At 43.8% G+C, this 12,787-nt stretch carries 11 protein-coding genes; 8 read left to right on the top strand and 3 right to left on the bottom strand.

Annotation, left to right across the window (positions count from 1 at the left end; all coding sequences use genetic code 11):
* Nucleotides 1–25: 25 nt before the first annotated feature.
* Nucleotides 26–1,420 carry a UDP-N-acetylmuramoyl-tripeptide--D-alanyl-D-alanine ligase gene (locus tag LC090_RS15725; protein ID WP_226658971.1) on the bottom strand — a complete coding sequence of 465 codons (1,395 nt, stop codon included), beginning with the start codon at nt 1,418–1,420 and terminating at the stop codon, nt 26–28.
* Between the two features lie 205 nt (nt 1,421–1,625).
* Here LC090_RS15725 and LC090_RS15720 point away from each other — a divergent pair, with 205 nt between their 5' ends.
* Complete coding sequence (locus LC090_RS15720) at nt 1,626–2,912, top strand: YheC/YheD family protein (protein WP_226658970.1); 1,287 nt, start codon at nt 1,626–1,628, stop codon at nt 2,910–2,912.
* Nucleotides 2,913–3,077: 165 nt separating this feature from the next.
* Here LC090_RS15720 and LC090_RS15715 read toward each other — a convergent pair whose 3' ends face one another.
* Nucleotides 3,078–3,317, bottom strand: coding sequence for a hypothetical protein (locus LC090_RS15715; protein WP_226658969.1), 240 nt, complete (start codon nt 3,315–3,317; stop codon nt 3,078–3,080).
* 194 nt (nt 3,318–3,511) lie between these two features.
* Nucleotides 3,512–3,847 carry a helix-turn-helix domain-containing protein gene (locus LC090_RS15710; RefSeq protein WP_226658968.1) on the bottom strand — a complete coding sequence of 112 codons (336 nt, stop codon included), beginning with the start codon at nt 3,845–3,847 and terminating at the stop codon, nt 3,512–3,514.
* Between the two features lie 176 nt (nt 3,848–4,023).
* Between LC090_RS15710 and LC090_RS15705 the strand changes: the two genes are divergently transcribed.
* From LC090_RS15705 to LC090_RS15675, 7 genes are all read left to right on the top strand, one after another.
* Nucleotides 4,024–5,037 (top strand): asparaginase, encoded by a 1,014-nt coding sequence (locus tag LC090_RS15705; protein WP_226658967.1) that lies wholly within the window; start codon nt 4,024–4,026, stop codon nt 5,035–5,037.
* Between the two features lie 15 nt (nt 5,038–5,052).
* Nucleotides 5,053–6,483 carry an aspartate ammonia-lyase gene (gene aspA / locus LC090_RS15700; RefSeq protein WP_226658966.1) on the top strand — a complete coding sequence of 477 codons (1,431 nt, stop codon included), beginning with the start codon at nt 5,053–5,055 and terminating at the stop codon, nt 6,481–6,483.
* Nucleotides 6,484–6,870: 387 nt separating this feature from the next.
* On the top strand, nt 6,871–8,148 hold the full coding sequence (locus LC090_RS15695) for an ABC transporter substrate-binding protein (RefSeq protein WP_226658965.1): 1,278 nt from the start codon (nt 6,871–6,873) through the stop codon (nt 8,146–8,148).
* Between the two features lie 120 nt (nt 8,149–8,268).
* Nucleotides 8,269–9,168 carry a carbohydrate ABC transporter permease gene (locus LC090_RS15690; protein WP_425590669.1) on the top strand — a complete coding sequence of 300 codons (900 nt, stop codon included), beginning with the start codon at nt 8,269–8,271 and terminating at the stop codon, nt 9,166–9,168.
* Nucleotides 9,169–9,171: 3 nt separating this feature from the next.
* A complete protein-coding gene (locus tag LC090_RS15685) occupies nt 9,172–10,011 on the top strand; it encodes a carbohydrate ABC transporter permease (RefSeq protein WP_224597289.1) in 840 nt (279 codons plus the stop codon).
* Between the two features lie 74 nt (nt 10,012–10,085).
* Nucleotides 10,086–11,099: a LacI family DNA-binding transcriptional regulator gene (locus tag LC090_RS15680; protein ID WP_226658963.1), complete on the top strand. Its 1,014-nt coding sequence runs from the start codon at nt 10,086–10,088 to the stop codon at nt 11,097–11,099.
* 29 nt (nt 11,100–11,128) lie between these two features.
* On the top strand, nt 11,129–12,472 hold the full coding sequence (locus LC090_RS15675) for a GH1 family beta-glucosidase (RefSeq protein WP_226658962.1): 1,344 nt from the start codon (nt 11,129–11,131) through the stop codon (nt 12,470–12,472).
* The last annotated feature ends 315 nt before the right edge of the window (nt 12,473–12,787 follow it).

Below are 12,787 nucleotides of genomic sequence, written 5' to 3'. Positions count from 1 at the left end.
GAAATGAAAAAAGGACTGACGGTCATCAGTCTTTTTTTGATGGTGTGACAAGTGCCTGTAGCGTATGACTGAAGGATCTTCGCATTGAGGTTTTTAAGAGAATTGACGTTTGCGGAGAGGCGAGCTGGTTTATTAGAGTTAAAAGTTCTGACTGCGTTGTCACATTGTGAATGGCTGAAGCGTTCATCCCTAACCGAGCGGCTTCGCTACAAATGGGATAAGCCTTCGTTCCAACGGCAATCAGCACGTCAACATTCTTCTTCGCGACAAGAGCCCCAACTTTGCGATGCTCTTGTTCTGCGTAATCCCCAAGCTCTTCTATTTCTCCTAGCACTGCAACCGTTTTTCTTCCGTCTGCCGTTTCGACGAGAACTTCTAACGCCGCTTCAATGGAAGTGGGGTTTGTATTCCACGTGTCGTCGATCAGGAGACTCCCGTTTCTTCCTTCATAGAATTGCAGGTGACTTTTCACATGTTCAAAGGACTTCAAGCGATGAATCGCATCTGTCATTTTCACTCCAACAAGGGATGTCGCACCGAGCGCGGCTAGCGCATTTGATACGTTGTGTGTGCCGTATCCTGGGACAAAGGCAGCATATTCTCCTTCAGGGCAAACGAGTGTAAAATCCATGCCATTTTTCTTAAGATTGAACGAGATGGAATGCGCACGGAAATGAGCCGATGGATGCTGACCATAATAAAGAACTTTTCCGGTAAAGTCGCTTAACTCAAGGTTTCGGATCGTATGATCATCTTGATTTAACAGGATGGTGCCATTTTTTCCGACCGCTCTAATCATCTTCGCTTTTTCTGCAATATACGCATCCTGACTTCGGAATCCTTCGATATGATCTGTGCCAATCGCTGTAATGATCCCGATCTCTGGACGGAAATAATGGGCCGAATAAAGAAGCTGGTTTGGACCGGATACTCCCATTTCAAAGACGGCGCTGTCCGTGTTGTCATCCATTTCTAGTAGATAATCCAGGTTTCTGGCTAAGCCGTTATGACTTAATTTCGTCCTTACAACGTGATCTTTTTCTGAGAGAATCCAGGCAATCATTTCTTTTGTCGTGGTTTTTCCGCACGTACCGGTTACGCCGATCACGGGAAGCTTGAACAAGCTTCGATAATAAGACACAAAGCGATAATACGCTTTTCTCGCATTTTCAACATAAATGACGGTTACATCATCGCGCACATTTTTCAGCGCTTTCGGATTTGAGGTAACAACGGTAAGGTTGCTCACATTTGGTGGTAATGGTATGGAGGATTTTCTCTTTAAAATAAATACTAGTGAAGAATCCGTGATCAGGTGCTCTCCATATTTCGCCGCGTTTTTAATTGTTTTTGTGATGCTTCCCGAAAGAACCTTGCCTTCAAGTAGTGGAATCAATGGACGTAATGGAAGGTGTTTCATCGTAAACCTACTCTCGTATTAGACTTCTATGTATCTTATTCGGATTAATAGAAATCTGTACGGGCTAATCCATCATCTTACCTGGAAGCATATCCCTCTTTTCTTCCAACCGCATATACTATCTTAGAAGCTTGGCAACGGTGAAAAATAGGGAGGGAGAAGTAGGATGTATGCTATCAAACCATACGAAATAAGAGAGAATAGAATGATAGTCTCGACATCATCTATTCCTGGTCTTGCTGTTCATTTTAATAAAAGCGTACGACTTCAATTTGGAATCAAATCAATCGAAGTGATCGTACACCATTCGGATTCTGTGGAAAGTGAAACGATTTATCTCTCTAGTCATGTGATTCAACAGCTTGGTCTCCCTCTAACGTGTGCTTATGATGTAATCGTCCAAAAGGACAAGATTACAATCGGCCCTTTTATTGGGATTCTGTGTGAAATAACAAATCGAAAACTAGCGGAAATGTTACCAACGTACAAAAGCTTTGTAAAAGGGTATCAGTACATCGGAGGGGCGATCCTTGTCTTCTCGATGGAAGGGATTCAAAAAGAAAAGCGGTTGATTAAAGGGTTTCTTTATCATCCTAAAAAGAATGTTTGGGAGCCTGTAATCATGCCATTCCCAGCCGTAATGATGTCGATTGCAGAACCGAGTTTAACATCAGCTTCGGAAGCTTTTCATGACTATATGACTGAGTTTGACTCTTTACTTGGAGGGAGGGTCTTCAACTATCCCCATTTTTCAAAGTGGGAGATGCATCATATGCTACTGTCAGAATGGAAAGCGCACTTGCCTGAAACGGCTATTTATCAAGATGTTTCTGATATTTATGAAATGCTGAGTAGACATGGGAGTATTTACATTAAGCCACTGTACGGACGTTTAGGAAAGCAGATCTATAATGTGGTGGAGCATGGAACGGAGATTATGGTGAAGTACGATGAGAAACGAGCGGTTTTCACAAATTCTACTGAATTGGATGTCTTTTTTCAAAAGAGTCTAAGTCCGAATGCCTATCTCATTCAGGAAACCATTCCGCTAAAAACCTATGAGCAAAGCGTAATCGATTTTCGTGTGATGGCAGCGAAGAACCAGCATGGGGAGTGGGAAGTTCTAGGGATTTACTCACGCTATGGAGCGAGTGGGCAGATTGTTAGTAACATTTCCGCTGGGGGGCATACCGAAATCGCGAGAAATACCTTAAAAGAGGTATGGAAGCTTGAGGATGATGAGATTCAAAGAGTTGAAAAGGAAATGGAGCAGCTCGTCCTACAATCCATTCAAACGTTAGAAGATCAAGGCTACCATCTAGGGAACATCGGTGTCGATCTTGGGCTTGACGAAGCCTGTCATATTTCTATCATTGAAATCAATCATCAAAATCCTGATCCGTATATTGCCTTGATGGCAAAGGATCGATTAGCATTCTATAAATGTCGGTTTGATAATATGATGTATGCGCGGTATTTGGGTGAGTTTTGAGGAAGCAAGAGGAATGAGTGGTGATTAGTAAATGATAGTAAAGGACGAAGAACCAACATCACTATCCTTTTGTTACCATGTCTCATGTCTAAACTGTGTAAAACAGGTCAGTACGGAACAAAAGGATAGCTTTTAACTCAATTGTTTTTTCATAGTTATCCTCATTCATTGGTGAATTTCTGCCTGTTCAACGATTGGATCGACGCGAAAGCATAGCTGTTCCAACTCTTTAAAAGAACACATCACTTGATCGGATGGTTCATCGAAAAAGACGATGGCATAATCATTGTCTTTTTTAGACCAGACACGTTGACCATACGGAACCGAATCGTCACGCTGAAGCGTAACATGTTCGATATCAAATGTAGATTGAATCCATTCTTGAACTCGTTCACGAGCTTCCATGACTGTAACCTCCTCTAGTTTGAATAAGCACTTCTCCTATCGTTACCCGAATTATATGGGGGTTAAGCTATTTTTTTTGTGGCGTGTTAGAATCATTCTTGTTAGCTAATCAAAACACATCATGGCAAATATAATGGAACCTTAGCCGATAACGAGCGGTTTGCCCTTAGAGGCGGATGACTAGGAGCTATGCGTTATTCGCTTGATTTTAGAGTTCTTTTTGTGCGCAGAAAAGCGATAATATCAATGATTTCATCGCTTGATAACAACTGTTGGTCTAGTGAAAGTTGATACGGAGAAAGATTCAGATCCGTTATCTCGATCCTTTCCTGCTTTGTTGACTCTCGGCCGATCAAGGAATCAACCGTTGTTTCAAATAAATCTGCAATTTCGGCAAGAGAGAGAAGTGAGGGTGTGCGGTATCCTGATTCATACCCGGCATAGGTACTTTTGGCAATTCCAAGCTGATCGGCTGTTTCCTGCAGGGACCAATTTCGCTGCTTTCGTCGTTCGGTTAAATTTTTTAGCATGTTGTAAAACTCCATCTCTATCATCTTTTTTCATAGTTTAGCATAGATAAATGAAAGGTTCTATTAGAAAGTACGCAGTTTGAGTACAAAAACCTTGAATTTTTCGCTTTAGAACTTATAATTGGGAATAGACATACGCGTTTCGCGGACTATTTCTGATGATGGAGAGGTTGCTTATGAAAAAGATACTGCTTCTTTCAACTGGGGGAACGATTGCTTCGATAGAAGGAGAGGGAGGACTGGTTCCGGGCTTATCTGTAGAAGAATTGTTGCAGTTTGTCGCGGAATCATCCGCTCATATTAAAATAGATGGAAAAGTAGTGATGAACCGAGATAGTACCAACTTGCAGCCGGAAGACTGGGTCATCATGGCGAATACCGTATACGAATTTTACGATCAATACGATGGATTTGTCATTACTCATGGAACTGATACGTTAGCTTATACCTCTTCCGCGCTTTCCTATATGCTTCAAGATTTAGACAAGCCAGTTGTGGTAACGGGTTCTCAAGTCCCAATTAGTTTTAAACGAACTGATGCGAGAAGAAATGTGATTGATGCGCTTCGCTTTGCGAGTGAGGACGTCGGTGGCGTGTTCGTTGTCTTTGATGGACGAGTCATTATTGGGACGAGAGCTGTGAAGTTACGAACGAAAAGTTATGATGCGTTTGAAAGCATTAATTATCCATATGTCGCTCATATCAATAAAGACGATGTGACCTACCAATGGAAGCCTGAGCGTACGGACGTACCATTCAGCTTACGAACTGAACTTTGTACGGATGTGCTTTTGTTAAAATTGTACCCTGGCATGAAGCCGGAGATGTTTGATATTGTTAAGAACCTCTACAAGGGGGTTGTGATTGAAAGCTTCGGAAATGGCGGTTTGCCGTTTGAAGGAAGAGACTTGCTTTCCAAAATTCAAGGATTAACAGATGCGGGTATACCGGTCGTCATTACTACGCAGTGTTTAGAAGAAGGAGAAGACCTGCTTCTCTATGAAGTGGGGCGCAAAGTGGCTGAGCATCCCATCATTCTATCTGGGGATATGAATACAGAAGCGATTATCGCCAAATTCATGTGGGCGCTTGGTCAAACCGATTCTTTTGAAGAGATCAAAACAATCATTGAAACGCCTATTGCGGGAGATTTATCACTAAGATTCGATGGACTAGAGGACGAAGAATAAGAAGGAGACATGATCATGCCGACAACAATGAGCAACACGAGAGTCGAATCCGATTTTTTAGGGGAAAAGGAAGTGCCGATTGATGCCTATTATGGCATTCAAACACTGCGAGCGGTTGAGAATTTTCCGATTACAGGCTACCGCATTCATGAGGAATTGATTAAAGGATTCGCCATGGTCAAAAAAGCGGCGGCGCTCGCCAACATGGAAGTGAAGCACCTGTATGCAGGAATCGGGAATGCCATCGTGGAAGCAGCGGATGAATTATTGGAAGGAAAGATGCATGACCACATTATCGTCGACCCAATTCAGGGAGGCGCTGGTACTTCCATCAATATGAACGTGAACGAGGTCATCGCGAACCGTGCGATTGAATTGTTAGGAGAAGAAAAAGGAAATTATATCGTATGTAGTCCGAATACCCATGTGAACATGTCGCAGTCGACAAACGACTCGTTTCCAACGGCTATTCATCTCTCTGTCTTAAATATGATGGAGCAGCTGCTAAGTACAATGGAAGACATGCATGCGGTTTTCGAACAGAAAGCAGAAGCGTTTAATCACATTATTAAAATGGGACGTACCCACCTTCAGGATGCTGTCCCGATTCGACTGGGTCAGGAGTTTCAAGCTTACAGTCGTGTGATTGCACGGGATATGAAGCGAATCAAACAATCGCGTCAGCACTTATATGAACTGAACATGGGCGCAACAGCAGTAGGAACCGGATTAAATGCCGATCCACGCTACATTGAATTCGTCGTCAAAGAACTTGCCGAGATTAGTGGTTTACCACTCGTAGGAGCGGAAGATATGGTGGATGCGACGCAAAATACCGATGCGTACACCGAAGTTTCAGGTACGTTAAAAGTATGCATGATGAACATGTCAAAAATCGCAAATGATCTGAGACTAATGGCGTCAGGGCCAAGAGCGGGATTAGGCGAAATTAGCTTACCGGCGAGACAGCCCGGCTCTTCGATTATGCCTGGTAAAGTGAATCCCGTTTTACCAGAAGTGATTAACCAGGTCGCTTTCCAGGTGATCGGAAATGATAACACTATCTGCCTCGCTTCCGAAGCTGGTCAGCTTGAGCTAAACGTGATGGAGCCCGTGCTTGTCTTCAATCTTCTTCAATCACTCAGCATTATGAAGAATGCGTTCCGCACGTTCACAGACAACTGCTTAAAAGGTATTGAAGCCAATGAAGATCGTCTCAATGAGTACGTAGAAAAAAGCGTCGGCGTACTTACCGCCGTGAACCCACACATCGGGTATGAAGTAGCAGCAAGAATTGCACGAGAAGCCATCCTAAGCGGCGCGTCAATCCGAGAGCTTTGCTTGAAGTATGATGTGCTCACAGAGGAAGAACTGAACTTAATCTTAGATCCTTATGAGATGACACACCCAGGCATCGCTGGCGTGGCGTTATTTGAGCGGGAGTAATGTTAATCGTGAAAAAGTCGTACTTCGGTTTTAGAAGTGCGGCTTTTTTTGTGAGAAGATCTTTCGGAGTGAATGGTGGAAAGGGCTGAGTCGGGAGATTAGAAGGCTAATATATGCGTGTTTTGGCCAATTAGCAATACCCTGGAAAATTAATCAATGAAGAGGAGGACGCTGCTCTGTAAGAATTCGATTTAAGGAAACCGGTTTACTAAAATAAACTAAAAATTTTAGAAAACTCTCACATTAACCATTGAAATCGGATACATTATGTGGTTTAATCATACCTAACGAACCATTTCGGCTATTTTTTTTGCCGTTTTACGAAACCGGTTTCTATAACTTGTTTTGTTCATCTATGGGTCTATTATTTAACGGAGGGGATATTGCATGAAAGGTAAAAAGAAATTTCTTGCTGGGCTGTTGCTCGGTACATCTCTATTGCTAGCTGCTTGTAATGGGGGCGGAGAAGAATCATCTGGAGATGGCGACAAAGTAAAGTTGGACTTTTGGACATTTGGAGCGACAAACTATCAATCTCTCGCGGAAGAATATATGAAAGACAATCCAGATGTTGAAATTAATGTGAAGACATCTGAACTAGGCGATCATCATAACAGTCTCTTTACCTCCATTTCTGCAGGTACGGGTGCTCCGGATCTTGCGATGATCGAAGTGGATCAGCTTGATCGCTACCGTGAAGCACAAGAGCGTTTTGTGAATCTGTATGATCTTGGGGCAGATGAAGTGCAGGGTGATTACCTTGATTGGAAATGGAACATGGCAGAAAGTACAGATGGCGACTTCTTATTTGGTCTTCCGACAGATATCGGTCCAAAAGCAATGTACTTTAACGTTGATGTTTTTGAAGAAGCGGGTTTACCAACAGAACCAGAGAAGGTAAAAGAAATGATTTCAACACCTGATCAATTTGAAGATGCTGCGAAAACCGTGCTTGATAAAACAGACAAGCCGATGGTTGATAGCATGGAAATGGCTTACCGTGCCAACATGGATGCATTAGAGAAAAGTTATTTTAACGAAGACGGTGAACTGATCATTGGCAAAGAAGGTAATGAAGTAAAAGACGCTTATGATTTCGCTGTTTCTCTTTATGAAAAGGGTTACGTAGGAAAATACGAAATGTGGACGCCTGAATGGGCAACGGCTCTTAACAAAGGTGACTTTGCTGTTGAGATGGCGCCAGCTTGGTTGAAAGGCTATATGACAGAAAATGCACCAGAAGGAAAAGGGAACTGGCGTGTGACAACGCTACCAAGTGAATTTGCTGGTAACTGGGGTGGATCTTACGTCGCAATCCCTGCAGAAACAGAGCATAGTGAAGAAGCTTATGAATTTGCACAATGGCTTGTTTCTCCAGAAAATCAATTGAAATCTTTTGAAGAGAGCGGACTTTTCCCTTCTGCTCCATCTGTGTACGAAATGGACGAATTTGTGAATAACGAAGATGAATATTTCGGTGGTCAAAATACGGCAGCGACTTTTGCTGAAGCAGCAAAAGAAATTCCAGCTGTTTACAAAGGACCAAAATATGTCACGGTCAATGATGAAGTACTGACTGCTCTAAGAAACGTACAGGAAGGCGCTGACCCTGAGAAAGAATGGAAAGATGCGGTTAAGCGAATTGAAGGATTAGTCAAACGTTAGGCATAGCTGTTCAGAGGCTGGCGGGGGGAACTCTTCCGGCCTTTCACTTTGAAGGAGGTTAAAACGTTGGAGGAAGTGCAGAGGCAAGCAAAAGCTCGTTCAACGACCAAAGCTAGAAAAATGTCTGAAAAGAAAAAGGATATGATTTCAGGCTATTTATATGTAGCTCCATTCTTTATCGTATTTGGAATCATTGGGTTATATCCGGCTTTGTTTAGTATTGTGCTCGCGTTCCAGGAGTGGAACGGACTTGGTGAAATGGAGTATGTCGGCCTTAGTAACTTTACCGTCGTTCTTCAGGATCCGTTATTTTGGAAATCGTTATATAACACGATCATTATCGGTTTAATGGGAACGGCGCCACAGTTAATTGTAGGGATTGTGCTCGCTTACTTCCTTAACCTGGCTGTTATTCGCTTTACCAATTTCTTTCGCGTCACGATTTTTATGCCATACATTACGTCGATGGTTGCGGTTGCGCTCGTATTTGGTGTTTTCTTTAGTAGCAATGAAACAGCACTTGCGAACTACGTGATTGGCTTGTTCGGCGTTGATCCGGTGAGTTGGAAAACGTCTGAATGGGGTGCGAAAATTGCGATTGCGCTCATGGTATTCTGGCGCTGGGTTGGCTATAACACGATCATTTATCTCGCTGGATTGCAAAGTATTTCGAAGGACTTGTATGAAGCGGCTACTATTGATGGAGCGAATAAAGTACAGCAGTTCATCTACATTACGATTCCACTGTTGAAGCCATTCATCATTCTCACGGTGTTTATGTCGACCGTCGGAGCCCTTCAATTATTTGCTGAACCAACCGTGTTCTTAGGTTCATCTGCATTCAGTCGTGATGAAGCGATGACCGTTGTGATGTACTTGTACCGTGATGCCTTCAACCTTGGTTCATTCGGAACAGCATCTGCGACAGCTGTCTTGCTGCTGATCATCATCATCGGAGCTGCGGCTATCAATACGTGGTTAACATCAGGAATTGGCAATAAGAAGAAGAGAGGTGCGTAAGGGATGAAACAAAAGCATAAGAAACAATCAAAAGCTGGCACGTTGCCGATCTACCTTATTTTAGGGTTTACCTCTCTCTTTTCACTGTTTCCATTTTATTGGATGTTCGTGATGGCGACACAGCCGAGTGCGGCGTATAACTCGATTCCGCCGACGCTATTACCGGGTGGAAAGCTCGTGGAAAACTTCCAGAAGGTACTGGATACGATTCCGTTTTTCCAGGCGATGTGGAATACGATTCTCCTTTGTACCGTTGTGACGTTAGCCGTCCTGCTGATTAGTTCATTAGCTGGATTTGCATTTGCGAAATTCACCTTCCCTGGGAAAAACTTTTTGTTCATCTTAATCCTGTTAACAATGGTTATTCCGCCACAACTGGGATTGATTCCACAGTATTACCTTATTTCGCAACTAGGCTGGCTTGATTCCCTATTAGGAGCGGGGATTTTGTTCTTACTGAATCCGCTCGGAATTTTCTTAATGCGCCAATACATCAGTGAATCGGTTCCGGATGAACTGATCGAAGCGGCGAAGCTTGATGGCTGCTCGAATTTCCGCATTTATTGGAGCATCGTGCTTCCGATCATCAAGCCTGCTTTCGCAACGCTTGGCATTATCGTTTTTACATTAGTATGGGGAGAATTCCTATGGCAGTTCACCGTTCTACGTGACCCTGCTTCCTATACATTACAGGTGGCCCTTGCATCTCTAAACAATGCCTTCCGCGTTGACTTTGGTATGCTGCTATCTGGTGTGTTCTGGGCAACGGTGCCTTTGATTGTGATTTTCCTTATTTTCAACAAATGGTTTATATCGAGCATTACGGAAGGATCTGTTAAATAATCGGCTGTCTCTCCTCCGTATTTTGATACAATAAACGAGAATACGTTAGCAATGTTGCTAAGGAGATGAACGCGATGAATTTAACGATTAGAGATATTGCTAGGATGGCTGGGGTTTCTCCAGCGACTGTATCAAAAATTATTAATAACTACGGGGGGATCAGTGAAGCCACTCGTCAGAAAGTATATAAAATCATTGAAGATACAAAGTACCAACCAACCTTTTCAGCAAAATCACTGGCTACGAAGAAATCGAACCTAATTGGGTTAATCTATGCCGGGAAAATCAACGTCGATTTCAAACACCCTTTCTTCAATGAAGTGATGAATACATTTAAAAAAGCAGTGGGAGCGCTCGGATATGACCTCCTTCTGTTTTCCAATGAAAAGTTCTATCAAGGTGAAAGCAAATACCTGGAACGATGCAGGCATTTCCATGTAGATGGCTGCCTGATCGTCGCGGGGGATGAAATTGAAGCGGCAGTTCATGAAATCGCACAAAGTCAGATTCCGTGTATTGGCATCGATTTAAAGCTGGAAGGACCAAAATCCAGCTACATCATGACGGATAATGCCAAGATTGGCATGAAGGTCGTTGAGAATTTCTATTTAAACAAAGTTAAAAAGGTCGCCTATATTGGGGGGAAACAAGATTCGCTCATTTCAGGCATCCGAAACGAAGGATTCATGGATGCGATGAAGCAGTTCGGCCTGCCGTTGAATGAAAAGTGGATTCACTACGGGGATTTCTTCGAGGAGAGCGGATACCACGCCATGCAAAAGATTCTTCAGGAGGATGAACGTCCGGAAGCCGTGTTCGCCGCTTCTGACATGATGGCGCTCGGTGCGCTGAAAGCGATGAAGGAGCATGGTATCAAGGTTCCAGAAGACATGCAACTGATCGGCTGTGATGACATTGAATCTTGTCGCTATAGCGATCCCCCTCTAACGACCGTGAAACAGGACAAACAAAAGTTAGGAAAGCTCGCAGCCTATATGCTGGATGATTTAATCCAAGGAAACGAAGAGATCCATCCAGTGAAAGTGGACCCTGAACTTGTGATTCGATCATCTAGTATAGAAAGGTAAGAGGGCTCCGACTACAGGAGGCTACCAACATGACAACCATACAATTTCCAGAAACGCTGAAATGGGGCGCAGCAACCGCTTCTTATCAAATCGAAGGCGCAGCGAATGAAGATGGCCGATCGCCGTCCATTTGGGATACGTTTTCTCATGCGCCAGGCAACGTGAGTAATGGAGACCATGGAGACGAAGCGTGTAACAGCTATCATTTATATAAAGAAGACGTGCAGCATCTGAAAAAGCTCGGCGTCGATCTTTACCGCTTCTCGATTGCATGGCCACGGGTTATGCCGGAGGGGAGAGGTGAGCTGAATCCAAAAGGCGTTGCTTACTACCAAAACGTGATCGATGAGCTCATTGAAAATGGCATTGAACCGATGATTACGCTTTATCACTGGGATCTTCCTCAAGTCCTCCAGGATAAAGGCGGCTGGGAAAATCGTGAAACGATCGATGCGTTTAACGAGTATGCGGTCGCGATGTTTAAGGAGTTCGGGGACAAGGTGTCCAAGTGGATTACGATCAACGAACCGTGGTGCGCTTCTTTTCTATCAAACTACTTAGGTGCTCACGCTCCAGGGAAAACCGATTTACAAGCAGGCGTCGACGTTGCGCATCATTTGATGCTTGCGCACGGAAAAGCCGTGCAATCCTTTAGAGAGCTTTTACCAGACGGGGAAATCGGCTATGCCCCAAACACAGGCTGGCTTGAGCCGTTTAGTAATAAGCAAGAAGATATCGATGCTTGTAAGCGAGCGATGATGTGGCAAAAGGAATGGTTTATGGATCCAGTCTTCAAAGGATCGTATCCAGAAACGCTGATCACGATTTTTGAGAATCACAACGCTAAGCTCAAGCTTGAAGACGGCGACCTTGAACTCATTTCACAGCCGATCGATTTCATGGGCATTAACTATTACACGGGTAGTCTCGGACGATACAAAGAAGGGGAAGGGCTTTTTGAAGTAGAGGAAGTTCCACTCGATTATCGGAAGACCGATATCGGCTGGCCGATCTATGCAGACGGGTTCTATAACGTCTTAACCGATCTTCATGAAACGTACGGCGATGTACCGATCTATATCACTGAAAACGGTGCGTGCTACAACCATGAAGTAGAAGACGGGGGCGTTCAGGATCAGGAACGCATTGATTACTTAAAGCAGCATCTTACTTCTCTTCACCGCGCCATTGAATCTGGTGTGCCAATCAAAGGCTACATCGTCTGGTCACTGCTCGATAACTTCGAGTGGGCATTTGGCTACGAAAAGCGCTTCGGCATCATTCATGTGAACTATCGCACGTTTGAGCGGACGCCAAAAGACAGCTACTACTGGTATCGCCAGACGATTACGAATGGGTGGTTTGAGGTATAGGGCTTTGAGGTTGAGAGCAGGACTCGTGGATGACGCGAGTGAGGGTTGCTCAGTCATGAACAACCAGGCAGGAAGACACGTTGTGTGTAGACTGCCTGGTTTTTTGTATTTGACCGTGCGTCTTGTGTGTGGAGCGGTTTAGTGGTGATGAGTGCGGTGCTGCAGTTTTTCAGTGGTCAGGGGATTAGGATGGTTCTCGTTAGCTAATACAATCCGTTTTTGCTCATTGAATCGCGTTTAAATGCCTTTAGCTTACGATTTTAGCTCGACCATCGGTTTGGACTTTGGATTTCTAGTGACTTTGATGCTTATCTG

This window comes from Guptibacillus hwajinpoensis, from assembly GCF_020524165.1.
Lineage (GTDB): Bacteria > Bacillota > Bacilli > Bacillales > Guptibacillaceae > Guptibacillus > Guptibacillus hwajinpoensis_D.
Note: the sequence above shows the minus strand (reverse complement) of the source record. Positions and strands in the feature narration are given on the sequence as shown.

Coding starts and splice junctions, on each gene's coding strand:
- LC090_RS15715 (WP_226658969.1), bottom strand. CDS start 3,317: ATGGAAGCTCGTGAACGAGTTCAAGAATGGATTCAATCTACATTTGAT.
- LC090_RS15720 (WP_226658970.1), top strand. CDS start 1,626: ATGATAGTCTCGACATCATCTATTCCTGGTCTTGCTGTTCATTTTAAT.
- aspA (WP_226658966.1), top strand. CDS start 5,053: ATGCCGACAACAATGAGCAACACGAGAGTCGAATCCGATTTTTTAGGG.
- LC090_RS15710 (WP_226658968.1), bottom strand. CDS start 3,847: ATGCTAAAAAATTTAACCGAACGACGAAAGCAGCGAAATTGGTCCCTG.
- LC090_RS15680 (WP_226658963.1), top strand. CDS start 10,086: ATGAATTTAACGATTAGAGATATTGCTAGGATGGCTGGGGTTTCTCCA.
- LC090_RS15690 (WP_425590669.1), top strand. CDS start 8,269: ATGTCTGAAAAGAAAAAGGATATGATTTCAGGCTATTTATATGTAGCT.
- LC090_RS15685 (WP_224597289.1), top strand. CDS start 9,172: ATGAAACAAAAGCATAAGAAACAATCAAAAGCTGGCACGTTGCCGATC.
- LC090_RS15725 (WP_226658971.1), bottom strand. CDS start 1,420: ATGAAACACCTTCCATTACGTCCATTGATTCCACTACTTGAAGGCAAG.
- LC090_RS15695 (WP_226658965.1), top strand. CDS start 6,871: ATGAAAGGTAAAAAGAAATTTCTTGCTGGGCTGTTGCTCGGTACATCT.
- LC090_RS15675 (WP_226658962.1), top strand. CDS start 11,129: ATGACAACCATACAATTTCCAGAAACGCTGAAATGGGGCGCAGCAACC.
- LC090_RS15705 (WP_226658967.1), top strand. CDS start 4,024: ATGAAAAAGATACTGCTTCTTTCAACTGGGGGAACGATTGCTTCGATA.